This is a genomic window from Embleya sp. NPDC020630, assembly GCF_044334985.1.
Taxonomy (GTDB): Bacteria; Actinomycetota; Actinomycetes; order Streptomycetales; family Streptomycetaceae; genus Embleya.
On sequence record NZ_JBIRUB010000006.1, the window covers coordinates 1 to 25,013 of the forward strand.

Consider the following 25,013-nt stretch of genomic DNA (forward strand, 5'->3'; position numbering starts at 1 on the left):
CGCAGCGAACACCGGGAACGCGTCCAGCAGCTCCGCACCCATCCCCACCCACTGCGACCCCTGCCCCGGAAACACCAACACCGTCCGCCCCGAAGAGCGAGCCGAGCCCGATACCACGCCGGGAAGGGGCTTCTCCGCGCTCAACGCCGCCAACCCGGCGACCAGTTCGGCCCGGTCCGAGGCCAGTACGACGCCCCGGCGGGCCAGCAGCGATCGCGATGTGATCAGCGCCGACGCCAAGTCGGCCAACCCGAGCTCGGGTTCGTCCCCGACGAACCGCGCCAGTCGGGCCGCCTGCGCCCGCAGACCGTCACGGCCGTGCCCGGACAGCACGAAGGGGAGCAGCGCGCCCGTACGCGAATCGGGCGGTGGCACCGCCTGCACGCTCTCGGCCGCCGCCTGTTCGACGATCACGTGCGCGTTGGTCCCGCTGATCCCGAACGACGAGATCCCGGCCCTGCGCGGACGGCCCGCCTCGGGCCACTCCCGGGCCCGGGTCAGCAACTCCACCGCACCCGCCGACCAGTCGATGTGCGGGGACGGCTCGTCGGCGTGCAGGGTCTGCGGCAGTACGCCCGCACGCATCGCCATGACCATCTTGATCACCCCGGCCACACCCGCGGCGGCCTGGGCGTGGCCGATGTTCGACTTCAACGACCCCAGGTACAGCGGCTGTTCGCCGTCCCGGTCCCGGCCGTAGGTGGCGATCAGCGCGTGCGCCTCGATCGGGTCGCCGAGCGTGGTGCCGGTGCCGTGTGCCTCGACCGCGTCGACGTCGGCGGCCGAGAGTCCCGCGTTCGCCAGCGCCTGCCGGATGACCCGCTGTTGCGACGAACCGTTGGGCGCCGTCAGGCCGTTGCTCGCGCCGTCCTGGTTGATCGCCGTCCCGCGCACCGTCGCCAGCACCCGATGCCCGTGCCGCCGGGCGTCGGACAACCGCTCCACGAGCAGTACGCCGACGCCCTCGGACCAGCCGGTACCGTCCGCGGCAGCCGAGAACGCCTTGCACCGGCCGTCCGGCGCCAGCCCCCGCTGTCGACCGAACTCGACGAACATGCCCGGGGTCGACATCACCGTCACCCCGGCCGCCAACGCCATCGAGCACTCGCCGGCACGCAGGGCCTGCGCCGCGAGATGCAGGCCGACCAGCGACGACGAGCATGCCGTATCGACCGTGACGGCCGGGCCCTCGAAGCCGAACGTGTAGGCGAGCCGTCCGGACAGGACGCCGGCGGCGCTGCCGGTGAGTCGGTAGCCCTCGGAACCGTCGGCGGCGGCGTCGAGCCCGGCGCCGTAGTCCTGGCCCATCGCGCCGACGAACACCCCGGTCCGGCTGCCCTTCAAGGCCGCCGGGTCGATGCCGGCCCGCTCGAAGACCTCCCACGAGGTCTCCAGCAACAACCGCTGCTGCGGATCCATCGCGGACGCCTCGCGCGGCGAGATCCCGAAGAAGTCCGCGTCGAAGTCGGCGGCGCCGGCCAGGAAGCCGCCGTGTTGGACGTGGCCGGTGCTCCCGACGCCGGAATCCGGGTCGTGGAGCGCCGCCGGGTCCCATCCCCTGTCGTCGGGGAAGGGGGTGACGGCGTCGCCGCCCGCGGCCACGAGTCGCCACAGGTCCTCGGGAGAGGCGATGCCGCCGGGCAGGCGGCAGGCCATGCCGACGATGGCGATCGGGTCGGTGTCGGTCGGCTGTTCCGCCGCCGTGTCGAACGCGGGCCGCCGGTCGTCGGGGGCCGTGTCGAGGAGCAGGCCGGCCAGATGCCGTGCGACCGCGACCGGCGTGGGGTGGTCGTAGGCTAGCGTCGTGGGCAGCCGGAGCCCGGTGCCGGTGTTGATCCGGTTGCGCAGTTCGACGGCGCCCGGGGAGTCCAGGCCCAGGGCCCGGAACGTCTGCTCGCCGTCGGCCGCGTTCAGCGCGGGCCGGTCCAGCACCGTCGCAGCGTGCGCGAACACCAGTTCGCATACGGCCTGTTCCCGCTCCGCACGGGAGAGCCCGGCCACCCGATCGGCCCATGCGGACCGCGCCCGCCGAGGGGTCCCGGCGGGTGCGTCGGCCGTACCGCCGACCCTGAAGCGCTCGCGCTGGAACGCGTACGTGGGCAGGTCGACCCGCCGCGCTCCGGGCGCCCGGAGCGGGTTCCAGTCGACCGTGACGCCGCAGGCGTACGCCTGCGCGAGCGCGGTGCGGAAGCGCTCGGGGCCGCCCTGACCGCGGCGCAGCGTGCCGAGCGCCGCGGCGTCCGCGCCGGCGTCCTCGATCGTCTCCAGGACGCTGGTGGTGAGCACGGGGTGTGCGCTGGATTCGATGAAGACGTCGTGCCCTCGGCCCAGGAGGGTCCGGACGGCCTGCTCGAAGCGCACGGTCCGGCGCAGGTTGGCGTACCAGTACTCGGCGTCGAGGGTGGTGGTGTCCACCGGCGCACCGGTCACCGACGAGCAGAACGGGATGCGGGACGGGCGCGGCCGGATGTCCGTCAGGTCGCGGAGCAGCGCGGCGCGGATCCCGGTGACCTGGGTGGAGTGCGAGGCGTAGTCGATCGGGACCCGCCGGGCCCGAATCCCCCCGGCCGCGCAGGCGACGAGGAGTTCGTCGAGTACGTCCGGCTCGCCCGAGACGACGACGGACGCCGGGCTGTTGACCGCCGCCACCGACAAACGTCCGTCGAAGGGGGCGATCAGCGCGGTGATCCGCTCGGCCGAGACGCCCACCGAGACCATGCCGCCGCGGCCGGACAGGTCGAGGAGGATACGGCCGCGCAGCGCCACGACCTTCGCGCCGTCGGCGAGGGTGAGCGCGCCCGAGACGCACGCGGCGGCGATCTCGCCCTGGGAGTGGCCGAGCACGGCGGCGGGTCGTACGCCGAAGGAGGCCCACAACTTCGCGAGCGAGACCATGACCGCCCAGAGCACGGGTTGTACGACGTCGGCCCGCTCCAGCCAGTCGGCGGACGCCGAGCGCAGCGTCGAGACCACCGAACGGTCGACGTACGGCGCGAGCGCCGCGTCGCAGTCCGCGATCCGTGCCGCGAACACCGGTGCGGAGTCGAGGAGTCCGGCGGCCATGCCGAGCCATTGCGACCCCTGGCCGGGGAAGACCAGCACCGTGCGCCCGGCGGTTCGGGCCCGCCCGGACACCACACCCGGCACCGGCTCGCCGGCGGCGAGCGCCCGCAGACCCGCGACCGCGTCGGTGCGACCGGCGGCGATCACCACACCCCGGTGCTCGAACGCCGACCGCGTCGACAGGAGCGAGTGCGCGATGTCGGGCAGGCCGAGTTCCGGCCGGTCGCCGACGAAGCGGGCGAGCCGGGCCGCCTGGGCACGCAGCGCCTGGTCGGTATGGCCGGAGACGACCAGGGGCGACACGCCGGGGGCGACCGAAGCCGGGCCGCCGGCGGCGTGGGGCTCGGTCTCCGACCTGCTCTGGGGCGCGAACTCCGCCTCCGAGAGCACCACATGGCAATTGGTCCCACCCATGCCGAACGAACTCACCCCGGCGATCCGCGGCCCCGTCGACTCCACCGAATCCACGGAGTGCACCGGCCTCGGCCACGCCGTCGACTGCGTCGCCACCGCCAACCGCAGCTCGGCGAACGGGATCTCCGGATTCGGCTCCGCGTGGTTCAGACTCGCCGGAATCTCCCCATGGGAGATCACCAGCGCCGCCTTCACCAACCCGATCACCCCGGCCGCCGCCTCCAGGTGACCGACATTGGTCTTCACCGACCCCACCGGCAGCGCCCGGTCCGCATCGCGTCCGGCGCCGAGCACGGCGCCCAGCGCGGCGGCCTCGACCGGGTCGCCGAGCCTGGTTCCCGTTCCGTGCAACTCGACGTAGCCGACCCGGGCCGGGTCCACGTCCGCGTGCTCGTACGCCCGGCGCAGCACGTCCTGTTGCCCGCTCGCGTCGGGTGCGGTCAGTGTCCGGCCGCCCCCGTCGTTGTTGACGGCGCTGCCGCGCACGAGGCAGTGGATCCGGTCGCCGTCCGCGAGGGCGCGCCGCAGCGGCTTGAGCACCACGACGGCGCCGCCCTCGCCGCGGACGTAACCGTTGGCTCCGGCGGCGAAGGTGTGGCAGCGGCCGTCCGGGGACAGTGCGCCGAAACGCTCCAGGCGATCGGTGGATCGTGCGGTCAGGATCAGGTTGACCCCGCCGGCCAGGGCCGTCTCGGATTCGCCGGAGCGCAGGCTTTCGCAGGCCGTGTGCACGGCGACCAAAGACGAGGACTGGCCGGTGTCCACGGTCAGACTGGGGCCGCCGACGCGCAGGAAGTAGGAGACCCGGTTGGCGACCATGCTGCGGTGCTGACCCGTGACGGCATGCGCGGTGGCCGGGGTCGGATCCTCGGCCCCGAGCAGCAGCGCGTAGTCGTCGGAACCGGCGGCGACGAACACGCCGGTGCGGGTGCCGGCCAGGGTGTCGGCGACGATGCCCGCGTCCTCCAGTGCCTCCCAGCCCAGTTCGAGCATCAGCCGCTGATGGGGGTCCATCGTGGCGGCCTCGCGCTCGGAGATGCCGAAGAAGGCCGGGTCGAAGCCGTCGATCGAGGCGAGGAAGGATCCGCGACCCGACACCCCGCCGAGGCCCGGACGGTCCGCGGGCGGCGGTCCGATGGTGTCCCCGCCCGCGCGCAGCAGCCGCCACAGGTCCGCCGGACCGTGCACGCCGGGCAGCCGGCACGCCATGCCGACGACGGCGATCGGCTCGTGCCGGCGCGGACCGGAGTCCCGGTTCGCGGACGGGTCGTTGCCCGGGCGGTCCGCACGTACCATGTCAAGCCTTTCGGTTCTCGGCCGAGGTGGTCCGCGATCGGGGTCCGGCGACCGACCCGGTCGGGCACGCCGGCTCCCGCCGGAAAGGCGGTCTCACGGTCGACCAAGTCTTTGATCGCTCCCGTGGCCGGCAACACCCCTGTTTCCAACCCCTGCACACCCCGACGCCCGCCCCGCCGGGCAACGAACGCGCACTGGAACGGTTTTCGGGCCGCCGTCAGGCTTGCGTCGGGGATTCTCCAACGGCCCCGAGTTCCCTGTTAACGTGACCGATGCCAACCGTTTTGCGAGCCGGCGGATCCCGATGCGGGAGTCCGCGGCCGGTCGCACGGTCGGACCGGGACGTCGGTGCCACCGCGTGGCACCCGTCGACGTTTTCGTGTCCCCATCACTGGTGCGAAGGAAGGTACATGGAGACCATCGAGCGCCATCACCGTCAGCCGAGCATGTCCACCGAGTGCACGCCGCCCCCGTTCGCGGGAGCGCCACCCCGGCGACTACCCCATCGCCCGGAACCGGCCGGCGTCCGGTACGACGCGAGCGGCACATGAACGCGCGGGATCGTTCGCAAGCGAGCGCCGCACTGGCCGAACTCCTCGACGACGCGCTCGCGGGAAAAAGCGCGATCGCCGTCGTCGGCGGCTCCGTGGCCATGGGCAAGACCACACTGCTGGCCACGTTCAGCCATTCGGTACGAGCGGCCGGCGGCCTGGTCCGGTCGGCCGTGGGGTCCGAGGCGGAGGCCGGCGTCGTGCTCGGCGTGGTGGCCCAACTGCTGGGCGAGGCAACGCCGTCCGTCCCGGACGGCACGGGCGTGGACCGACTGCTCGCGATCGCCCGGGCGCATCTGGCGGCCTCGCCGCACGGGGCGTCGGGCAGGTTGTCCGCGGTGGACGTCGAGATCGTGGAGTCGTTGTGTGCGGTCCTGCTCGGTCCGGCCGGGCCACGTCCCCTCGCCGTCGTGGTCGACGACATCCATCATGCCGATCCGGCCTCGCTCGCGTGTCTGGCCTATCTGGCCCGCCGTATGCACACCGCCCCGCTGGTGGCGGTGTTCGGTCATGCCGACGGGACGAACGAGCAAAGTGCCGACTTCGTCGAGCAGTTGTTGCGGCTGCCGCACGTGCGCGGTGTGCGCCTGGCACCGCTCGACCCGGATCAGGTGCGGGTCGCGGCGACGGCGGCCGGGCTCGGCGCGGACCGGGCGGAGCAGGTCGCGGTTCGAGCGCAGCGGTTGAGCGGAGGCAACCCGCTGCTGCTCGACGGAATCCTCGACGATTTCCGGCGCGGCGAACACGCGTCGTCGCCGGGATACTCGCGAGCGATGCTCTCGTGCCTGCACCGGAGCCCGACGCCCACGGCGGCGGTGGCGCAGGCGCTGGCCGTCCTGGCCGGTCCGGAGTCGATCGGCCGGCTCCTGGGTCTGGCGGCGGATGCGGTGGCGCGGTGTCTGAGCGTGCTCGACGCCTCGGGTGTGCTGGAACGGGGCCGGTTCCGGCATCCGGTGGCGGCAGCGGCGGTCCTGGCGGACCTGGGCCCCGAAGGCACGGCCGCGCTGCACCGGGGCGCGGCGGAACTGACGTACGCGGACGGCGCGGACGCGACCGTGGTGGCCGAGCATCTGCTCGCGGGCCGTGGAGTGCGGGCGCCCTGGGCGGTGCGCGTACTGGACGACGCCGCGTCGTCCGCGCTGGCCGAGGGCCAAGGTGCCCGGGCCGTCGACTGTCTGCGTCTGGCCTGTGCGTTGAGCGAGGACGGGGGCGAACTGGCCCGGACCACGGTGGCGCTGCTCCGGGTGGAGCGGCGGATGGAACCCGGGATTCCGGATCGACGGATTCCGGCTCTGCTTCGGGCGGTAGGTACCGGTGGCCCGACGGGCGGCCCGGACAACGGTCCGGACAGTGGTGAAATCCTGGCCGTGGTCCGGGCGTTGGTGTGGGCTGGGCACTTCGAGGCAGCCGGCGAGGTGGTACGGAGCCTGGCCGCATCGGGTCGGGTGTCAACCCCCGAGGCGGCGCCGGAGTTGCGCGCCGCCCGGATGTGGATCCGTTGCGCGTATCCTCCACTGCTCGAACTGCTGCCCGAGGTCGAGGAGTTCGACACGGCGTCGGCCGGCCTGCCCGGCACGACCGAAAGTCGGCGTCACCACGACGCCGCAGCGGTGCTCGACTCGGTGCTGACCAGGGGTTTCAGCGACGGCGCGGTGCATACCGCCGAAAGGATTTTGCACGGTGTCCGGCTGCACGGCACCGATCTGGACACCGTCGAGTGCGCGCTGCTCGCGCTGACCTACGCCGAGCGTCCCGCGTCGGCGCTGCCGTACTGCGACGAACTGATCGCCGCCGCGCTGCAGCGGGGCGAATCGGGCAGCCAGGCCCGGCTGCACGCGGTGCGCGCGGAGATCTGCGTCCGTCTCGGCGACCTTCCCGGGGCCGCGCTGCACGCGACCACGGCGTTCGACCTGGTCCCGATCGGCGCGTGGGGCGCGGCGGTCGGCGCGCCGCTGTCCTGCCTGTTGAACGCGCTCACCTCGATGGGTCGTCGGGACGAGGCGGCCGAACTGCTGTACCTGCCGGTCCCGGAGCGTATGCTCCACAGCCGCCCCGGCCTGCACTACCTGCACGCGCGGGGTCGGTACGGCATGGCCGTCGGGGACTGGGAGGGTGCGCTGGCGGATTTCCGGGGCTGTGGCGAGTTGATGGTCCGCTGGGGCATGGACGTGCCGGGGCTGATCGCGTGGCGCAACGACGCCGGCGAGGCGTGGTTGCGAATGGGCGAGCGGGACCGGGCCCGGGCCGTCTTGGAGGAGGAGGCGAGCCGCAGCGAGCACGGTGGTTCGCCGCGCACTCGCGGCGCGACGTTGCGCCTGTTGGCGGCGACCCACGAACCGCACCGGCGGCCGGCCCTGTTGCGCCAGGCCGTCGACGCGTTGCAGGAGAGCGGAGACCGCTACGAGTTGGCCCGCGCGCTGGCCGACCTCACCGACATGTACAACGCGGTCGGCGAGACCCGGCGGGCCCGGGTGATCGGCTCCCAGGCCAGAATCATCGCGGACACGTGCCGGGCGGAGCCACTGAGCAGGCTGCTTCCCGCCGACCGGGACCGTCCCGACGCCGAGTCCAAGGCCCCATCGGCGCTGCTCACCGACGCGGAGCAGCGCGTCGCCGACCTGGTGGCGCTCGGCCACACGAACAGCGAGATCGCCAAACTCCTCTACATCACGGTCAGTACGGTCGAACAACATCTGACGCGTATGTACCGCAAGGTCGGCGTCAACGACCGCGCGCAACTGGCCTCGGCTCTGTTCACCGGACCACATACGCAGGCAATCGGCGCCTGAGCCGGCAACACGGGCCACCGACGCGGCGGCGCTGTCGCCGAGTGCCCGACCGCTTCCGTACGGTGACCGAATCGGGCGTGCGCCGGTGCCGTTTCCCGTCTGCCTCACGGGGCAGCCATGGACCATAAGGCAAACATCGTTTCATGGCATTCGCACGATATGACCGCTGCTGTGTCGTCGTGCGAGCGTCGGCGGGAGGCAGGCATGTTCAGAGCCATCGGTGACGTCCTGGGCAAGATCGGGAGCGCCATCGCGACCGTTGTCACGTTGCCGTTCCGCGCCCTGGCCCGCCTGTTCGGCGGCGCCTCGGACTCCGCCCACGGGCGGCACTGAGCCGCCGCCGGCACGCCCATCCGCCGCCGAGCACCGCGCACGCCCCGATCGTCACCAGCCCACCCGCGAGGAACGTGCCGCGCACGCCGGCGAACGGCAGGATCAGGCCGCCGAGCGCGGCGCCGGCCGCGATACCGGCGTTGTAGGCACCGGAGTTCGCCGCGAGTGCGATGTCGGTACGCCCCGGGGCGCACAACAACATCGCGTTTTGCGCCGCCATGAACACCGGTCCGAGCGCACCACCCATCAGCACCAGGGACACCACCGCCGCCACCGGATGGGCACCGAAGGCGTACAGCCCGAGCAGGCCCACCGCCTGCGTGCCCATCGCCGAGGCGAGCGCGGCATACGGAAAACGGTCGAGCAGTGCCCCGGTGATGCCCACCCCGACCAGACACGCGACCCCGAACACCACCAGGAGCATGCCGACCGTGCTCGGCGCGAACCCGCTCACCTCGCCCAGGAACTTCACGATGTAGGTGAATCCAGCGAACGCCCCGCAGGCGGACAGGGTCCCGGCCGCGAGCACGATCGCGAACCGGCGGGCGTCGGGAGCGGTTCCGTAGGCGGCCTGCTCCTCCTCCGGCCGCGAGGTCGGCAGCAGTACGGCGATCGTCACCAGGGAGGCGAGCCCCAGACCCGCCGGCACGGCCACCGGTACCTGCCAGCCGCTGTGCCGACCCAGCCAGGTTCCGGCGGGAACACCGAGTACGAGGGCGAGCGACCCGGCGACGGACAACGCCCCGAGCACCCGCCCGCGCACCTCGACCGCGAACAGACCCACCGCGACCGGCGCCATCACCGCCCAGAACAGCGCCTGGGCGAGCGCGGTCGACAATCGCGCCCCGAGCAGCAGCCCGTACGAGGCCGCCGACGCCGCGACCAGACTGGACACGACGAGCGCGGCCAGCACACCCGTGAGCACGTGCCGCCGGGGCACCGCCCTGACGACGTGCGCGAGCGGCACCGAGGCCACGGCCACGGTCAGGCCGTAGCCGGTGACCAGGAGGCCGACCGCCGGCACCGACACGTGCAGCCCGTCGGCGATCAGCTCCAGGAGGCCCACCGGCAGGTTCTCCGCCGTGTTGAAGGTGAAGGCGGCGAGCATCAGCGCCGCGAGTATCGCCGTCCTGTGCCACGGAGCCGGTCGTACCGCGCCGCCACGGGTTGCTTCCGACCCTGCTCGCGTGCGTGCCGTGACACCGTCCATGGCGCCACTCCACCCGGCGCGCCGACCGCGCCGCAACCGAAATTCGCTCGGGCGGACGGGCCGACGCGTGCGCGTCAGGGCCTCGTGACGGCTTCGGGTACGTCGGTCTCGCCCGCGTCGGCGGCGTGCTCCCGCGCCCCGAAGAGCTTCCGCGCGATGACCGTGGTGCCGGGTGCGTCGCGCCCGCCCGGGCCGGGAAGCACCTCGACCGCCTCGTCGACGAGCCTTTCGCCGCAGTGATCGCACGTGACCGTGGGTGTGCACGGCCGTCCGCAGGTCTTGTGCACCAGCCGCATCGGGACCCCGTCCACGGCCAGGTGCCGGTCGCCCCAGGCCAGGAGGCTCAGGACGACGCCGTAGAGGTCACGGCCCGCGTCCGTGAGGTGGTACTCGTGGCGCACGGGGCGCTGTTGGTAGGGCTCCCGGACCACGAGTCCGGCGGCCTGTAGGCGGTCCAGGCGATCGGCCAGGACGTTCGTGGCGATGTCGAGATCGCGACGCAGTTCGTCGAAACGCGCCAACCCCAGGAACAGGTCACGCAGGACCAGCAGCGCCCACGGATCCGCGATCAGGGCGGCGGTACGGGCCACCGAGCAGGACATGTCCGCGAATCGGTCTTTGTTCACCCAGGTCAGGCTAGTGCCTTGTATTCGGCAAGTCACTGCGCCTACGGTGACTTGCAGAAGACAAGTCACTGGTTCGAGGCCGGAGGCCGGCATGTACCACACGATCGTGCGCGCGAAAACGCGAAAGGTCTGGGCCCGCATGGCCCGGGGCGACTACCGGGCGGCGGTGGACATGGCCGCGCCGACGGTGCGTTTTCGCTTCGTCGGCGACGCCGCGCCCGCCGCGGAACTGGTCGGCCGGGACGCGTTCGAGCATTGGTTCGCCGACCTGTACACGCTCCTGCCCGGTCTGCGGCTTCGGCTGACCGACGTGGTGGCCAAGGGGTGGCCGTGGAAGACGACGGTCGTGGTCCGGCTGGCCGTCAGCGCGACCCTGGCCGACGGCAGTCGCTACGAGAACGAGGGCATCCAGTGGGTCACCCTGCGGTGGGGCCGCATGGTCGACGACTACGTCCTGGAGGACACGGCCCGCCTCGCCGCCGCGATCGAGCGCCAACGCCACGCCGTCACCCAGGGGGCGGCCGGCCGCTGACCGGAGCGGGCGCGGGGAACCCGACCGCCCGCGCGTCGTCGACACGCCGGCCGCGCCCGGACTACCGGGGCGCGGTGGCGTCGAGACGCCACCATGGGGTCATGGCCACACGCGGGAAGCCGACTCCCCAGGACGCCGGCGTCGACGAGGACACGATCGTCGACGAGCTGTACGGCCTCGCCCCCGACGAGTTCGTCGCCGCCCGCGACGCACACGCCCACACCGCCCGGGCCGCCGGGGATCGGGCCCTGGCCGGCCGGATCGGCGACCTGCGGCGCCCCGTGCTTGCGGCCTGGCTCGCGAACCTCCTGGCCCGCGAACACCGCGACGAAATCGACGCCTTCCTGCGGCTGGGCGCCGCGATGCGCGACGCGCAGGAGCAGTTGCACGGCCCCGAACTGCGCGAACTCTCCCGCCAACGCCACCGCGTGATCGACGCGCTCCAACAGCAGGCCCTCGCCCTCGCCGCCGCCCACGGCCACCCCACCGTCGGCGACACCACCCTCCGCGGCCTCCAGGTCACCCTGAACGCGGCCCTGGCCGACCCCGAAGCCGCACAACGCCTCGCCGCCGGCCGACTCACCACCCCACTGCACCCCGAGGACACCTTCGCCTCCGCGCCGGCGGGCCGAACGACCGAGCAGGGCAGCGCCACTCCGCCCGCCGGGGCGCGGAAGGCAGGGAAGCCCACCAAGACCACCAAGGGTGCCAAGGCCCCGAAGGCCGCCAAGTCCGCGAAGGCCGCGGAGGGCATCCACGCCGCCGAAGAGCGCGCCGCCCGCGAACGCGCCCGCGAACAATACGAATCCGAACTCGCCCACGCCCGCTCCACCGTCGAGGCCGCGGAGAAATCCGCCCGAGAGGCGACCCGCGCGGCCCGGGAACGCCGTACGGCCGCCGAAAGAGCCCGAGCCCGCCACACCGAAGCCCTCGCCGACGCCGAGGCTCTGGCCGCCCGCCTCGAAGAGGCCCGCACCACGGCCACCCGCCTCGGCACCGCGGCCGACAAGGCCGAAGCCGAACGGGAACGCGCGGACCAGGCAGCCCAAGACGCCTCGACCGCGGCCCGATCAGCCCGCGACACCCTCGACCACGTCACCGCCTCGCGCCCCGACTGAGCCCCGATCACCCATCAAGGAATCGCGACAACTCCTCGGCCACGAAGCGCGGGTTCTCCTCGACCAGCCAATGCCCCGCGTTCGGCACATCCACCGCCCGGACAATGTCCGTCATCCGTGGCGCCACCGTGCCCCGGATCGCGTCGAGTTGCCCCTGCGCGGTCATCAGCAGCGTCGGAACCCGCACCGGTGCCGCCGCCACGGTGTCGCGGACGTCCTTCTCCAAAGCGCGATACAGCTCGAAGCCCCCCGACAGGACACCGGGCCGGCTATAGGTGCGCGCATACTCCTCGACCTCCGCGTCGCTGAACGGGGATCGATCCGAGCTGCCTCCGAACGCCGAGCCTCCGAAGGCGACTTGGGGATAGAACAGCGCCAGGTACGCCCGGACGTCATTGCCCACCACCGCCTCGGGAACCCGCCGCTGGGAGTGAAACGCGATGTGCCAACTCAGCGTTCGATACGTGGGCGCGTCGATCGCGGGCCCGGGCAGCGGCAGATCGAGGTAGCCGAGCCGCGCGGTGTCGCCGGGGAACTGCCCGGCGTATTGGAACGCCACCGCGGCCCCGAAGTCGTGCCCGACGACGCGGGCGTCACGCACGCCGAGCCGATCGGCGATCAGCGTGTGGACGTACCGCGCCAGGGTGGCCTTGTCGTATCCGGTCGGCGATCCGGTGCTGTCGCCCAGTCCGGGCAGGTCCACGGCGTACACGGTGTGGCGTTTGGCGAGTTCCGGCATGATCGGCCACCAGCCGTACCAGGTCTGCGGCCACCCGTGTATCAACACCACCGGCGTACCGCTCCCACCGGTCACATAGTGCATACGGACGCCGTCGACATCGGCGAACTCATGCCGAAACGTGCCCTCGAAGCCGCGATCACCCCGAGTCGCGGCGGCGTAGGAGGGCACATCGTCCCCGCTCGACGCCGAACAGCCCGCGAGGCCGACCGTGAGCAGGAGCGCAAGTGCGAAGGCCACCACCACCCGCCCGGATCGAAGAAGGCGGCGCGGCAACAACCCTGGTCCGAAATTCATGTCTTCCTGCCCTCGGGACGGGGAATCACCGGCCGTCCGCGAAACCCGCCCGACGGCACCCGGTGACTACGGGAACCGAACGGGGCCGGCAACCACCGGCCCGTTCGACGCACCCCAGCCTCGCCGGCCCACACCACGGCGGCACGAAATCTTGCGGTTATGGCAAGTCCGGCCGATACGAGGGCGGTAACCCCGGTGCACGATCGTGGTGCCTCCGATCTCGGAAGCGGGGCACCACGATCGGCGTGGGTCAGGACTGGCGACGCTCGATGTCGACGGACTGGATGACGATGTCCGTGAGCGGGCGGTCGTTCCGGCCCGTCGGGGCCTTCGCGATGGCGTCGACGACCTCCCGGCCCCCGACCACCTCGCCGAAGATCGTGTGCCGGTTCGTGAGGTGCGACGTCGGGGCGACGGTGATGAAGAACTGGGAGCCATTGGTTCCCGGTCCGGCATTGGCCATCGCCAACAGGTACGGCCGGTCGAACTTCAGGGCGGGGTGGAACTCGTCCTTGAACTCGTATCCCGGCCCGCCCATACCCGTCCCCTGGGGATCGCCGCCCTGGATCATGAAGCCGCCGATCACCCTATGGAATATCGTTCCGTTGTACAGCGCTCCCTTACCGGGCGCACCGGTCGACGGTTCACGCCACTGGCGAGTGCCGTCGGCCAGTCCGACGAAGTTGGCGACGGTTTCCGGCGCCTGCTCGGGGAACAGTCGCACGACGACCTGCCCGAGCGTCGTGTTCAACGTGGCAATCAGTTCTTCGGCCATCGGTATTCCGTCCTTTCGTGCGTACCCCGTGCGGGCCGCCCGCCACATCGAAGCACGCAAACACCCACCGGAGACCCCGGCGACGCCGCAACGACAACGGTTTCCGGCAAAAACCCCGGTCCTCCACCCGACCCACACACGAACAACCCACCCACACAGGGCAAATCCCCCTTCGCGGCGATTGCCTGGGCGGGATCGAACTCGACTGCCACGGCCTCTTCAACGAAGACGGGCCCCAACCCCCCGGACGGCTCCCGAGCGCCACGACCCTGACCACTCGGTGGTGACCGGGGACCCGCCGCCCCCGGCCACCCGCTCGCGCACGCGTCAGCCCAATGCCTCCGCCAGGACCGTCGCGGTCTCGGCGAGCAGCGGTTCATCGGCCGGCGCCGCCGCGTCGTCCTTTGTGGACAGCACCGCCATCACGATCGGCCCCCGCCCCGGCGGCCGGACGATACCCACGTCGTTGGTGGTGCCGTAGCCACCGGTGCCGGTCTTGTCCGCGACGACCCAGTCCCCCGGAAGCCCTGCCCGCAGTCGTTTGCCACCGGTCGTGTTGGCCCGCAGCCATCCGGTCAACCGCTCGCGGTCCCGCGCGTCGAGCGCACCACCCAGCGCGAGCCGCGCGTAGGTCCGGCCGAGCGCACGCGGACTCGACGTATCCGTCACCCGCCCCGGCTCCGCCGAATTCAGCGCGGGCTCCCACCGGTCGAGCCGGGTCACCGCGTCCCCGACGGACCGACAGAATGCGGTGACCGCGCCCGGCCCGCCGAGCCGGCGCAGCAGCAGATTCGCCGCCCCGTTGTCGCTGTAGGCGATGGCGGCGGCGCACAGGTCCGCGACGATCATGCCGTCGGCCAGGTTCTCGGGCCGCCCCGTGATCGGCGCATACCCGGCCTCGGTGACGTCCTTCTCGGTATACCGGATGCGCCTGGCCAGGAACTCCCCGTCCCGATCGAGGTCGCGCAGCACGGCGGCCACCGCGATGGTCTTGAACGACGAACACATCGGGAACAGTTCATCCGCGCGATGGACCACGGCCCGCCCCGAAACCGCATCACACGCGAACACCCCGAGCCGTGCCGCATGCGCCCGCTCCAGCGCCCGCAGCCGCCCGACGACCTCCCGGTCGTCCACACCCCGCGCGACGGCGCTCCCCGCACCCGGAACAACAACGGCAAGGACCCCCGCGGCAACCCCACCGAGAACCCCACGCCGACTCGGACCGAACTCCACAAGCATCTCCCTCGCCTCGAACACCAACCGGCGGACAGGCCACCGACCTTCCCGCCTGCCCTCCCCCAGGATCCGTCACACCCGCCGACGCCGGCGCGTCCGCGGCGAATGCGGGCGCGGCCAAGGAGCCGGCGGCCAGGGTCGGCACGAGAGCTGAGGCAAGGATCGGGGTACGGGTACGCATCGGCTCTTCCCAGGGTCGGAGGGACATCGCCGATTCAGTCTGCGAGGCCCGCCGTCCGCGCGAATCGTCGGCGCGGAGGACGCCGAACCTGGTCCATCCTGGCCGCAACGCCCGCGCCCCAGAACATCGTTGCCGGGGTTCCCCCTACGGGTCCGCGCCCCGCGTGCTCACCGTCGACCGTCGATGCGGTACCGCGCCCAAAACGGCGTCAGGTCCCGCGAAGTGGCCGCCTTGGCCGCTTTCTTGAACGCCGCGGTGGTGGAGATCCCGTACCGGTGGGCGGTGACGTAGTCGCGCAGCAGGGTCTCCATCGCGGGTTCGCCGATCAGCCGTCGCAGTTCGTGCAGCGCGCACTTCCCGTAGTCGTAGACCACCGTCTCGTAGCGCTTCGGGTGCGCGTCCCAGTACCGCATCGAGTTGGTGATCCGCTCCGTCGGCGCGGCCCAGGACAGTTCGCTCCCACACCCCTCCCCCGTCTTCCCGAGCGCGAGATCCGTCGCGTATTCGGCGAAAGACTCGTCGAGCCACGGGTCGCCGTACTCGTCGTTGCCGACGATCCCGTACCACCACTGGTGGGCCAGTTCGTGCACGAGCGCCGTGGGCCGCACGCGGTCCAGGACGAAGCCCGGATACTCCATGCCGCTGAACCACAGATCGTCGTCCAGGACCACGTCCAGTTCGGTGTACGGGTACGCGCCGAAGCGCCCGGCATGGGCATCGACGGCCGTCCGCGCGACGTCCAACATGGCCCGGACGTCGGCCGAATCGACGCCGGCGTCCGCATACACGTTGATCTCGACGCCGGTCGCGGACGCCCCGGAGACCCCGGTGAACGGCCCCGCCGCCCAGGCGAAGTCCCGCACGTCGCGGGCCGTCGCGGTGGTGACGGTACGCCCGGGTGCGCCCGGACGGTCGACCGAGGTGCCGGTGGCCGGCACCCGCAGGTTCGACGGGTGCTCGAGCGTGACGTCGAAGTCGGCGGCGAGCGAGTAGAAGGACTCACCCGTGTTCGTGTACGGGTCCAGGTGCCGGCCCGTCCCGTCCCGAACCGCCAGCACCGGCAGCGCGTTGCCGAGGAAGGCGTGGTCGCCGTCGTGGCCGAACCGGTCGATACCGGCCGGGACCCGGATCCGCAGCCGGAAGCCGATCGTGGCGCCCTCCCCGCGGCGCAGGGGCTTGCCCAACACGATCCGCAGGGCCGTGCAGCCGACCGACAGGCCCGCCGGGACACCACCGGTGACCTCGGAGACCTCGATCGGCGGCGCGGAACACGTACCGTGCGCGTTGCCCCACAACCGCAGGTACACCTCACCGAGCGGAGCGGCCGACACGTTGGTGAACCCCACCCGCTCGTGGCCGGTCCACCCGCTCCCCGAGGCGTCACCGGCCAACTCGACCGTGTACCGGGGCGCCGCCGGCGTGCGCACCGACTCCGCCCGCGACGCCGCCAACGCTCGTGCCCCATCCGGGTGCACCGACCCGGAGCCGGCCAAGCCTCCCGCGACGAACGCGGCCAAGGCGACAAGCGCGGCCACGGCAATCCTCATCGAGCCCCCGTCCCCATCCCTGTCCCGTTCGGAGCAACCACGTTCGGCGGCGGGTGGCCGAGCCTGCGCCCGACCACCCGCCGATGCGGCAACGCCCCGGTCAGCTCACGCCCTTGCCGGTGCGCTCGCGGTGCCGGGACACCGCCCGGTGCAGCGCCGCGTCGACTTCGGGCAGGTATTCCGCGATGTCCCGGCCCTGCGCGTACTCCACGTACTCCACCGTGGCCACGGTGTGCAGCCCCTGGACGAGGAACGTGTACTCCCGTCCCTCCTCCAGCATCAGCACGATGGGCTTGTCGAAGGCGCTGGCCCAGCCCATCTCGATGTGGGTGCCCGGCGAGGCGGGGAAGCCCGGGAGCGCGACGAAGACGTCGGCCTTGCGGATCTCGTCCTGGTCGAGTCCGGTGCACTGGTCCGGGCGCATCAGCTCGGCCCCCCACGCCTCGCGGCGATGCGCGTTGTGCACGGCGAGTCCGCGTGCCTCGAAGTGTCGGATCAGGACGTCGAAGGGCGCCCGTGCGTCCTCCGGCATCTCGCCGGTGGCCGGGTCCAGGAGTTGGATGAACGGCCCGGCCAGGAACAGCGAACCCACGTCGAGGCCGCACAGTCGGTCGGTCGAGGGGGCGATGGTCATGCGGCTGCCTCCGAAATGAGATCGTGGGAACGGAACGACGCGGTCAGGTCTTGCGGAAACACTGGATGTACGCCTGGCCGCTGGTGCCGTACGTGTACTCGGTGCCCTCGTACGCCTGGTATGGATGCGACTCGACCCGGATGCTGCGGAAGTGCGGCAGGTATTGCCACCGCAGTTCCGGCCGGGTGCTGAAGAAGGGGATGAACACCCCGCCGGGGCGCAGCGCTCGAACGACCTCGGGCATGGTCCTCGCCCACAGCGCCTCGTCCTTCCACACCTCCATGTCCAGGGCGGGGTCGAAGAACATGCCGTCGATGCTCTCCGACGGCAGTTCGAAGACGCGTTGGAAGAAGTCGCCGCGCTCGATGGCGAGGTTGTCGGGCAGCGTCGGGTGCTTGCGCCGGAACAACTCCTCGACCTCGTCGAAGAGTTCGAGCACGGTGTGGCTGCGGGTGGCCGGGTTGCCGGCGATCCGCAGCGCGGACAGCCCGAGACCGAGGCCGACTTCGTAGAAGTCCCGGCCGTATTCGCACAACATGTCGGCACTGGCCCACATCAGGTCGCGCTCCCAGGCCTGCATGGCCTGTTCGCCACCGATGCTCAGGGTCACCTCGCCGTTCTGCTCGACGAGTTCGATCTCGGGCTTGTCTCGGGTTTCCATGGCATCCGTCCTTTGTGATGACGAGGGAAAGGGGGTTCGGGGGCGGGCGGATCCTCAGGTCCGGCGCGGCACGACCCCGAAGTGGCGGCGTGCCGTCGAGACGGCGAGGTCCTGCACGGCGAAGACCGTGAAGTAGTAGGCCTGCGGAGCGGTTTCGGCGGCGAACCGGACCCGGAAGGCGACGTCCTGGGCTCGGTCGTCCACGGCCCGGACCCGGACGCCGGCCGGTACCACGGTCGTGTCCTCACGCAGGTACGTGGGCACGAACAGGCCCAGTCGTACCGGTCCCGGCCGGGCGGCCGTGAGCACCGCACGCACCTCCAACTCCCCGCCCTGCGCCACCTCGTCCGCCGCATAGGCCAGCAGGGACGGGGCGTCGGGCACCCGGAAGGTGACGTCGCCGCACCGCATGCAGACCGCGCAGATCGTGTCCGAGACGTGCGGGAGCAGTCCGCGTCGGGTGAACTCCTGGGCGGGGCGTCCGCAGTGGCAGGTCACCTCGCGCACCTGCGGGTCGAGCGAGCTGCGGTCGCCGAAGTGCGCGGGGTAGCTCATGATCTCGTTCTCGGGGTTCGCCACGACCTGTTCGGTGATCACGTGGTCCAGCGACTGGAGGTCGGCCGTGAGCGAGGAGCGGATCTCCTCGGGCGACTGGTCGGCAAGATGCGTCGGCCGGGCGAGCCACAGGTCCACCTTGCGCGCGAGTTTGACCAGCCTCGGGCGCAACGCGTGGTTGTGCGGGAGCAGTTCCGAGGTGAGCAGAGTGGTCAGGCGTCGTCCGACGGTGAGCACGAGCGGGTCGGGGCGGTGCTCGGAAGGGGTCGGCGCGGGCACGTCTCGGGGGGTACGGGGCAGCCCGAAGCGCATGAACGCCGGATAGGGGTGTGAGCCGGCGAGGCCGGCGTTCAGGGTGTCCACGGAGTCCGCGCCGGCCAGCGCCGCGCGCATCCACGCGACGTTCTCCGGCCGGTCGGAGTCGTGCACGGAGACGGCGGAGACGACCGTGCGGGCCGGTCCGTCGAGGGCGTTGAGCAGCAGCTGATACCGGGGGTCGTACAGCGCGAGGTCGGCCAGCGGGCCGCTGTTGCAGGCGCTGAGCACCACCTCGGCCGCCTCCACGCGGTTGAGCGGTACCAGCTTGTCCTCGGGCTTGTAGCAGGGCAGCCCGTACGCGCAGCGCGGCCCGAGCAGGCCGGCCCGGGCCGGGACGGCCGCGTTCAGGCCGCAGATCGTGAACTCGCCGAGGTTGACGCTGTCGTCCTTGCCGTGTCCCTGGAACGCCACTCGCTGCCAGCGTGTGCCCAGGATCTCGGCCTGGATGTCGACACGTTCGAAGTCGCGGTCGTCGAACACCCGGACCCCGGACGGGTGCGGCGGGCGGTCGGTGTCGGTGAACAGGCCGATCGCGTCGACCCCGGCGGCCGGTGTCGAGGTGTACTGCTTGGCCACGTTCCAGGCCACCGAGGCCGCGTCGCGTCCGCTCAGCAGGGTGAGGCCGGGCTCGCGGCCGCGATAGGTGGTCAGCAGCAGGCCGCGGATCGGGTCCAGGTTGAGCCGGTCGTAGCAGCCGACGAGCAGCAGTGTCCCGGGGTGTCGACGCCGGAACGCCTCGGCGGTGCCGCAGAGTTCGTGCTCGGTCACCCAGGTGCGGGCGAGCGGGCGGGCGAGCGCGAACAGGCCGTCGGGCAGGTCCTCCGCCCCGAGCAGGATGCCCACGTCGAGGGGTTCGGGGAGTGCGATCCCGGCGTACAGGCGCGAGGCCAGCTCGACGGCGTGCCCCAGGTCCGGGCGTTCCGCGCACGCCACGGGTACGGGGGTGTGCGCGGGCGCGGCCAGGAACTCGGCCACCGCCTGAGGCAGTCGGTCGACGCCGACCACGGCGAACAGCGCGCCGACGGGCGTCGGATCCGGGCGGTCGGGTGCTGCGGCGACAACGGGAGCGTTCATGACGGGTGACCTCGTGTGTGATGGGGATTGGCCCGGTCGGGCACGGGACGAACCGGGCTGGGGCGAGTGGGGCTTCGCGGGCGGTCGACGGCCGTCGCGGGGCCGGAGCGGTCGAAGCGGGCGGTCAAGTCGCGCACCGTGCACGGGCCTCGGCCTCGGGGACGAGCAACCTGCGCCCCGCGAACGCCAGTCCCGCCCCCGTCAGAGCCACACCGAACGCGACCGTGAACACGCCGCGCGGGCCGATGGGGTCCATCAGCAGACCACCGACCTGTTGACCCACCGCGTCCCCCAGGACCGTTGCCAGCGACGCCCACGTGAACGCCTGTGCCAGCAGCCGCCGGTCCGCGAGGGCGCCGACGAGGGTCATCTCGCCGGCCGACACCAGTGCCATCGGCATGCTCCCGACGACCAGGGCGATGCCCAGGGTCACCGGGGAGGTGGTGGGCACGGTCAGCCCGGTTCCGATCGCGTACGCGAGCACCAGTCGGGGAAAGCGCACGTGCATCGCGACCCGCGACGGGGCGCGTCCCAGCCACAGCGCGCCCAGTGCGCTGCCGACCCCCCAGCAGGCGTACACGACTCCCGTGCCGTCGCTCGATCCGTGCGCGGACACCGAGGCCGGAATGGCCAGCGTCATCAGGCCGATCGGGACGGCACTCGCGGCCATCACGCCCATCAGCACGAGCATCGACGGATCGCGCAGGGGGTGGCGCGGCGCGGCGCGGCCGTCGCGCCCCTCCGAGCCGGGATCGGTCGCCGCCTCCGGGTTCGTGGGCACGCGCACGCAGGCCAGGCCGAGGGCGCCCGCGCCGCCGACGACGGCGACCACGGTCAGCGCGGTTCCGGCGGATCCGCACACCATCAGGGCCGCGAGCATCAGCGGTGCACCGATGACCAGGATCTCGGTGAGCAGGGCCTCCCACAGGTAGGCGGTCTCCCGTTGCGCGTCGTCGAGCGGCATGCGCGCCCACAGCGCCCGCATGCACGCGTTCGTCGGCGGCAGCGCGATGCCCGAGGCAACGGCCAGGACGGGCTGCGCCCAGGAGCCGGGTCGGGTGGCCCACACCAGCGCGGCGAGCGTGGCCGGATAGGCGAGGCCGGTCACGATCAGCACGCCTCGGCGGCCGTCGCGGTCGAGCAGGCGGGCGATCAGCGGGCTGCCGAGGGCCATGCCGACCGTATACAGCGCGGCGATCAGCCCGGCCTGCGGGTAACTCCCGCCCTGCTCGCGGATCGTCAGCACCATGGCCAGCGACATCAGGTAGACGGGCAGCCGGGCGACGACGCTCCACCAGGCCACGCCGGCGACGCCCGGGCGGGTGAGCAGGGCACGGAAGCGGGCGAACAGCCCGCCGCCGGGCCCGGAGGCCGCCGCCGGCGCCGAGTCCGCGGCGACCGGGCCCGGGTCGACGATCGGGCCGGTGTCGGTGTCGGCGTCCTCCCGGCGCGGAGCGGCGGTCATCCGGACACCGGATCGGGTTCGCGGACCGGGGCCACCTCGATCGTGAAGGCGTCCAGGACCGCCCGCATGCGCTCTTCGACCTGCCCGATCGACTCGCCCACGACGTGGACGTGTCCCGAGGCGTTGTGCGACGCGCGGCGGGCCGTCACCGTGTCGCCGACCCCGGCCCGCACGACCGCGTCGACCACACCCGGCAGGCGCAGGAGTTCGTCCGCCGAGGTGACCCGGCGCACCGTTCCCGATCCGGGCAGCGGCAGCAGCAGATCGCCGGCGCACCGGCGTTCGCGGTAGTCCAGGCGGGGGCGGCGCCCCAGGTACACGTCCAGCGTGGCCGCGAAGACGTCGAATCCGTAGGCGTGTCCGTGGTTGGCGGGGATCTCGCAGCCGGCCAACCGGATCCCGATCTCGCCGGCGTGGACCTGCCCGTCGACCACGAAGAACTCCATGTGGGCGTATCCGTGGTCGATGCCCATGCCGGTGACGATGCGCTGGAGCAGTGCGGGCAGGTCCACGGCCGGGCCCTCGTCCGTGCCGACGCTGATGTTGGCGTTCATCGCGCCGTCGACGATGGCCAGCGGGCGGTAGGGCATCGCGCTGGGCCAGGCGCTCAGCACCTCGCCGTCGTGGATGAGCGCGCACACCTCCCATTCGGTGCCGCCGAGGTACTGCTCGACCATGAAGTCGCGGGTGGTGAGGTCGATGTCGCGCACCGCGTCCCGATCGCGCAGCAGGTGGGTGTCGACGCACGCGAACGAGTCCACCGGCTTGAGCACGAGTGGCCATCCGTGTTCGGCGGCGAACCGCTCCACGTCCGCCGCCGACCGCACGCGGCCGAAGGCGGCGGTACGCAGGCCGAGTTCGCGAAACCGCCGCTTCATCGCGGCCTTGTCGCGCACCCAGGCCACCTGGTGTTCGCCTAGGTGGGGCAGCCCGGCCAGGGCGGCGAAGCGCTGTGCGACGTGCTGGCGCGGCTCGGAGGGGTTGCAGAATCGGGTGGGCGGTGTGGGCAGTTCGCAGGCCCACTCCCGGTAGCGCCGGGCCTCCTCCGCCAAGGGCACACCTTCGCGAACCCAGAACGCGGGCAGGTGCGCGGTCTCGCGCAGGTAGTCCTCCCGCAGATCGCCACGCAACTCGGCGAACCGCAGCAGGACCAGACTCTCGGGCAACGCCCGCGCCGCATAGCGGGTGAACGACGAGGCACGATCGTCCACCATCAGCAGCGCGGGCGCCCGCCCCGCGCTCACACCGCCTCCAGGACGCGCCGGATCGCCTTGACCGCGGCGACCTGTTCCGCCTCCGGCAATTCCGGTGCCAGCGGTACACACAGCGTGCGATCCAACCGGTCGCGGGTGCGCGCGAATCCGTCGTGGCTGAGCATGAGCGGGCCTTCGGGGGCGTGGTTCCACGGGAAGCCGTCGGCGTACAGCGAGCGGCGGCCGGTGAGTACCGGGTGCTCCGGCAACAGGTACTTGTTCAGCGTCCAGTTGGCGATGCCCTCGGCGGTCAGCGCGGTCACGGCGGCGTCGCGCAGCGCGCGGTCGCGGCAGCGAAAGCGCAGGCTGACCTTCGCGTCGCCCTCCGCGCGCGGCCGTACCTCCAGGTCCGCACGGTCCGGCAGGTCCCGCATCGCGATGGCGTACATGCGCTCCAGCCCCTCGAGGAGTTCGTCGAGGTGGCGGAACTGCTGGCACTGGACCGCGGCGACCTGCTCGCCCGTGACGAAGTTCTCCCCGTAGTAGGCGTCTTCGTTCCAGGTGGGATAGCGCCCGGGTACCCGCGCCGAGCCGTGGTCGTGGTAGCAGCGCATCGCCGCCCACGCCTGCTCGTCGTTGCTGACCACCAACCCGCCCTCGCCCGAGGTGAGCACCTTGTTGTGGTGGAAGCTGAAGGTCCCCGCGTAGCCTGCGGTCCCGACCGAACGGCCGTCCGGGAAACGGGCGCCGAGGGATTGGGCGCAGTCCTCGATGAGGTACGGCACCCCCTCGGGCAGCGTGGCCACCGCGCCCTCCATGTGGGCCACGATCACCCGTTCGGCGTCGGACGGCAGCAGCGTGGGGTCCAGCGACAACGAGTCGTCGGCGTCGACCAGGACCGGGATCAGCCCGCAGGACAACACGGCCCCGGCCACCGCCACGAACGTGACGGCCGGCATGTATACCCGGTCGCCGACGCGCGGGCGGGTGGCGATCAGCGCGAGCCGCAGTGCCTCGGTGCAGTTGTGTACGGCCAACGTGCGGGCCACGCCAAGGCGTTCGCAGGTGACACGCTCCAACCGCGAGGCCATGCTCTCGGTTTCGGTCTGGTAGCGGAACAACACCTGGTGGTCGATCACCTCGCGCAGTTCCGTCATGTCGGACCAGTCGAGCCAGTTCGCGCCATAGGGCAGGAAACGTTGTCCCAGTCGTTTGTCCAGGGTCATCGCGCGTCCGCCTCCGTGATCGGGTACACCGCGTTGTCGACGAGCATTTCCTCGCCCTTGTGGTTGCGCAGGCGCAGGCCGTCGGGGGTGACGGTGAAGTAGGGCCGCGCGATGGGGATCTTGCCGAGGCGGGTGGTCAGCACGTACTGCGGCACCCCGAAGCCGGTGATGTGGCCCTGGAGGCCCTCCATGATCTCCCAGCCCTTGGCCACGGAGGTCATGAAGTGCGAGACGCCGGTGACGTTGTCGCAGTGGTACAGGTAGTACGGGCGGACCCGGATGCGCAGCAGTTGTGTCATCAGCGTGCGCATGGTCGCGACGTCGTCGTTGATCCCGCGCAGCAGCACGGTCTGGTTCCCCACCGGGATGCCGTGGCGCAACATGCGGTCCACCGCCGCGCTCGCCTCCGGGGTGATCTCCTTGGGGTGGTTGAAGTGGGTGTTGACCCATACCGGGTGATACCGGGCCAGCATCTCGCACAGTTCGTCGGTGATGCGCTGCGGCAACAACACGGGGAATCGGCTGCCGATCCGGATGATCTCCACGCTCGGGATCGCCCGCAGTCCCGCGATGATCTCCTCGAGTCTGCCGTCCCGATAGGACAGCGGGTCCCCGCCGGTCAGCAACACGTCCCGGATCTCCGGGTGTTCGGCGATGTAGCGCAGATCCTCGTCGAAGGACTCGCCCTCGTCGTCGCGGAAGTAGGTGCCGTTGACGTCGGTGGTGTGGAACTTGCGCGTGCAGTGCCGGCAGTACACCGGGCATGCCTCGGTGACCAGCAGGATCACCCGGTCCGGATACTTGTGCACGACACGATTGGTCTTGCGGTAGAACGTGTCGCCGACGGGGTCGACCTCCGCGCCGGAGAACTCGACCAGTTCGCCGCCGGCGGGCACGGCCTGTTGCCGTACGGGACAGAGCGGGTCGTCGGGATCCATCAGCGAGGCGTAGTAGGGCGTCACGCTCCAGCGATATCGCCCCGCCACCCCGGCGATCGCCTGCTCCTCCTCGTGAGTGAGGTTGATCCACTGCCGGGCCTTGTCGACGTTGGTGATGCGTCGACGCATGTGCCAGTGCCAGTCGTTCCAGTCCGAGTCGGGGACATCGGGGCGCACGATCGTGGGGGCGGCGGCCTGGGTGTCGGTGTCGAGGGGGATGGCGGACATGGCGGCTCCAG

At 71.9% G+C, this 25,013-nt stretch carries 17 protein-coding genes and 1 pseudogene; 4 read left to right on the forward strand and 14 right to left on the reverse strand.

Translation table 11 applies throughout. The features are described from left to right. Positions 1 to 4,773 (reverse strand): beta-ketoacyl synthase N-terminal-like domain-containing protein (locus ACH4XV_RS21320; RefSeq protein ID WP_395792025.1); only part of this gene is annotated, 4,773 nt, incomplete at its 3' end. Between the two features lie 547 nt (positions 4,774 to 5,320). Between ACH4XV_RS21320 and ACH4XV_RS21325 the strand changes: the two genes are divergently transcribed. Both ACH4XV_RS21325 and ACH4XV_RS21330 read left to right on the forward strand, forming a co-directional pair. Next, positions 5,321 to 8,113, forward strand: coding sequence for an AAA family ATPase (locus tag ACH4XV_RS21325; RefSeq protein ID WP_395792027.1), 2,793 nt, complete (start codon positions 5,321 to 5,323; stop codon positions 8,111 to 8,113). A gap of 204 nt (positions 8,114 to 8,317) precedes the next feature. Continuing rightward, positions 8,318 to 8,446, forward strand: coding sequence for an LPFR motif small protein (locus tag ACH4XV_RS21330; RefSeq protein WP_268812575.1), 129 nt, complete (start codon positions 8,318 to 8,320; stop codon positions 8,444 to 8,446). Here ACH4XV_RS21330 and ACH4XV_RS21335 read toward each other — a convergent pair. After that, positions 8,418 to 9,554 (reverse strand): annotated as a pseudogene (locus tag ACH4XV_RS21335) (MFS transporter); the annotation flags it as partial. The gene ACH4XV_RS21330 and the pseudogene ACH4XV_RS21335 sit on opposite strands and share 29 nt — an antisense overlap. 176 nt (positions 9,555 to 9,730) lie before the next feature. Further along, positions 9,731 to 10,282 carry a winged helix-turn-helix transcriptional regulator gene (locus tag ACH4XV_RS21340; RefSeq protein WP_395792029.1) on the reverse strand — a complete coding sequence of 184 codons (552 nt, stop codon included), beginning with the start codon at positions 10,280 to 10,282 and terminating at the stop codon, positions 9,731 to 9,733. A gap of 91 nt (positions 10,283 to 10,373) precedes the next feature. Between ACH4XV_RS21340 and ACH4XV_RS21345 the strand changes: the two genes are divergently transcribed. Beyond that, positions 10,374 to 10,814, forward strand: a complete 441-nt coding sequence (locus ACH4XV_RS21345; RefSeq protein WP_395792031.1) for a nuclear transport factor 2 family protein — start codon at positions 10,374 to 10,376, stop codon at positions 10,812 to 10,814. A 101-nt stretch (positions 10,815 to 10,915) separates the two neighbouring features. Further along, on the forward strand, positions 10,916 to 11,932 hold the full coding sequence (locus tag ACH4XV_RS21350; RefSeq protein WP_395792033.1) for a hypothetical protein: 1,017 nt from the start codon (positions 10,916 to 10,918) through the stop codon (positions 11,930 to 11,932). A 7-nt stretch (positions 11,933 to 11,939) separates the two neighbouring features. Here ACH4XV_RS21350 and ACH4XV_RS21355 read toward each other — a convergent pair whose 3' ends face one another. The 11 genes from ACH4XV_RS21355 to blsG form a co-directional block, all read right to left on the reverse strand. Further along, entirely contained in the window at positions 11,940 to 12,968 is a 1,029-nt protein-coding gene (locus tag ACH4XV_RS21355) for an alpha/beta fold hydrolase (RefSeq protein WP_395792035.1), read from the reverse strand. Positions 12,969 to 13,218: 250 nt separating this feature from the next. Further along, positions 13,219 to 13,743 carry a peptidylprolyl isomerase gene (locus ACH4XV_RS21360; RefSeq protein ID WP_395792037.1) on the reverse strand — a complete coding sequence of 175 codons (525 nt, stop codon included), beginning with the start codon at positions 13,741 to 13,743 and terminating at the stop codon, positions 13,219 to 13,221. 327 nt (positions 13,744 to 14,070) lie between these two features. Beyond that, a complete protein-coding gene (gene bla, locus ACH4XV_RS21365) occupies positions 14,071 to 14,985 on the reverse strand; it encodes a class A beta-lactamase (protein ID WP_395792039.1) in 915 nt (304 codons plus the stop codon). Between the two features lie 345 nt (positions 14,986 to 15,330). Continuing rightward, complete coding sequence (locus ACH4XV_RS21370; RefSeq protein ID WP_395792041.1) at positions 15,331 to 16,710, reverse strand: M1 family metallopeptidase; 1,380 nt, start codon at positions 16,708 to 16,710, stop codon at positions 15,331 to 15,333. Between the two features lie 100 nt (positions 16,711 to 16,810). Continuing rightward, complete coding sequence (locus ACH4XV_RS21375; protein ID WP_395792043.1) at positions 16,811 to 17,344, reverse strand: nucleoside 2-deoxyribosyltransferase; 534 nt, start codon at positions 17,342 to 17,344, stop codon at positions 16,811 to 16,813. Positions 17,345 to 17,387: 43 nt separating this feature from the next. Continuing rightward, positions 17,388 to 18,005: a class I SAM-dependent methyltransferase gene (locus ACH4XV_RS21380; RefSeq protein WP_395792045.1), complete on the reverse strand. Its 618-nt coding sequence runs from the start codon at positions 18,003 to 18,005 to the stop codon at positions 17,388 to 17,390. Positions 18,006 to 18,059: 54 nt separating this feature from the next. Continuing rightward, complete coding sequence (locus tag ACH4XV_RS21385) at positions 18,060 to 19,952, reverse strand: hypothetical protein (RefSeq protein ID WP_395792047.1); 1,893 nt, start codon at positions 19,950 to 19,952, stop codon at positions 18,060 to 18,062. 124 nt (positions 19,953 to 20,076) lie between these two features. After that, positions 20,077 to 21,417 carry an MFS transporter gene (locus ACH4XV_RS21390; protein ID WP_395792049.1) on the reverse strand — a complete coding sequence of 447 codons (1,341 nt, stop codon included), beginning with the start codon at positions 21,415 to 21,417 and terminating at the stop codon, positions 20,077 to 20,079. Next, positions 21,414 to 22,661 carry an ATP-dependent carboxylate-amine ligase gene (locus tag ACH4XV_RS21395; protein ID WP_395792051.1) on the reverse strand — a complete coding sequence of 416 codons (1,248 nt, stop codon included), beginning with the start codon at positions 22,659 to 22,661 and terminating at the stop codon, positions 21,414 to 21,416. The genes ACH4XV_RS21390 and ACH4XV_RS21395 overlap by 4 nt, the downstream gene beginning before the upstream one ends. Then, positions 22,658 to 23,836, reverse strand: coding sequence for a DegT/DnrJ/EryC1/StrS family aminotransferase (locus ACH4XV_RS21400; RefSeq protein ID WP_395792053.1), 1,179 nt, complete (start codon positions 23,834 to 23,836; stop codon positions 22,658 to 22,660). Before ACH4XV_RS21400 ends, ACH4XV_RS21395 begins: the two co-directional genes overlap by 4 nt. Beyond that, on the reverse strand, positions 23,833 to 25,002 hold the full coding sequence (gene blsG / locus ACH4XV_RS21405) for an arginine 2,3-aminomutase (protein ID WP_395792055.1): 1,170 nt from the start codon (positions 25,000 to 25,002) through the stop codon (positions 23,833 to 23,835). Before blsG ends, ACH4XV_RS21400 begins: the two co-directional genes overlap by 4 nt. Positions 25,003 to 25,013: the final 11 nt, after the last annotated feature.

What these genes read in the sequence shown, in the direction of transcription:
- ACH4XV_RS21360 (WP_395792037.1), bottom strand. Translation starts at nt 13,743, where the DNA reads ATGGCCGAAGAACTGATTGCCACGTTGAACACGACGCTCGGGCAGGTC.
- ACH4XV_RS21380 (WP_395792045.1), bottom strand. Translation starts at nt 18,005, where the DNA reads ATGGAAACCCGAGACAAGCCCGAGATCGAACTCGTCGAGCAGAACGGC.
- ACH4XV_RS21370 (WP_395792041.1), bottom strand. Translation starts at nt 16,710, where the DNA reads ATGAGGATTGCCGTGGCCGCGCTTGTCGCCTTGGCCGCGTTCGTCGCG.
- ACH4XV_RS21400 (WP_395792053.1), bottom strand. Translation starts at nt 23,836, where the DNA reads ATGACCCTGGACAAACGACTGGGACAACGTTTCCTGCCCTATGGCGCG.
- ACH4XV_RS21390 (WP_395792049.1), bottom strand. Translation starts at nt 21,417, where the DNA reads ATGACCGCCGCTCCGCGCCGGGAGGACGCCGACACCGACACCGGCCCG.
- ACH4XV_RS21345 (WP_395792031.1), top strand. Translation starts at nt 10,374, where the DNA reads ATGTACCACACGATCGTGCGCGCGAAAACGCGAAAGGTCTGGGCCCGC.
- ACH4XV_RS21325 (WP_395792027.1), top strand. Translation starts at nt 5,321, where the DNA reads ATGAACGCGCGGGATCGTTCGCAAGCGAGCGCCGCACTGGCCGAACTC.
- bla (WP_395792039.1), bottom strand. Translation starts at nt 14,985, where the DNA reads ATGCTTGTGGAGTTCGGTCCGAGTCGGCGTGGGGTTCTCGGTGGGGTT.
- ACH4XV_RS21330 (WP_268812575.1), top strand. Translation starts at nt 8,318, where the DNA reads ATGTTCAGAGCCATCGGTGACGTCCTGGGCAAGATCGGGAGCGCCATC.
- ACH4XV_RS21355 (WP_395792035.1), bottom strand. Translation starts at nt 12,968, where the DNA reads ATGAATTTCGGACCAGGGTTGTTGCCGCGCCGCCTTCTTCGATCCGGG.
- ACH4XV_RS21375 (WP_395792043.1), bottom strand. Translation starts at nt 17,344, where the DNA reads ATGACCATCGCCCCCTCGACCGACCGACTGTGCGGCCTCGACGTGGGT.
- ACH4XV_RS21350 (WP_395792033.1), top strand. Translation starts at nt 10,916, where the DNA reads ATGGCCACACGCGGGAAGCCGACTCCCCAGGACGCCGGCGTCGACGAG.
- ACH4XV_RS21385 (WP_395792047.1), bottom strand. Translation starts at nt 19,952, where the DNA reads ATGAACGCTCCCGTTGTCGCCGCAGCACCCGACCGCCCGGATCCGACG.
- blsG (WP_395792055.1), bottom strand. Translation starts at nt 25,002, where the DNA reads ATGTCCGCCATCCCCCTCGACACCGACACCCAGGCCGCCGCCCCCACG.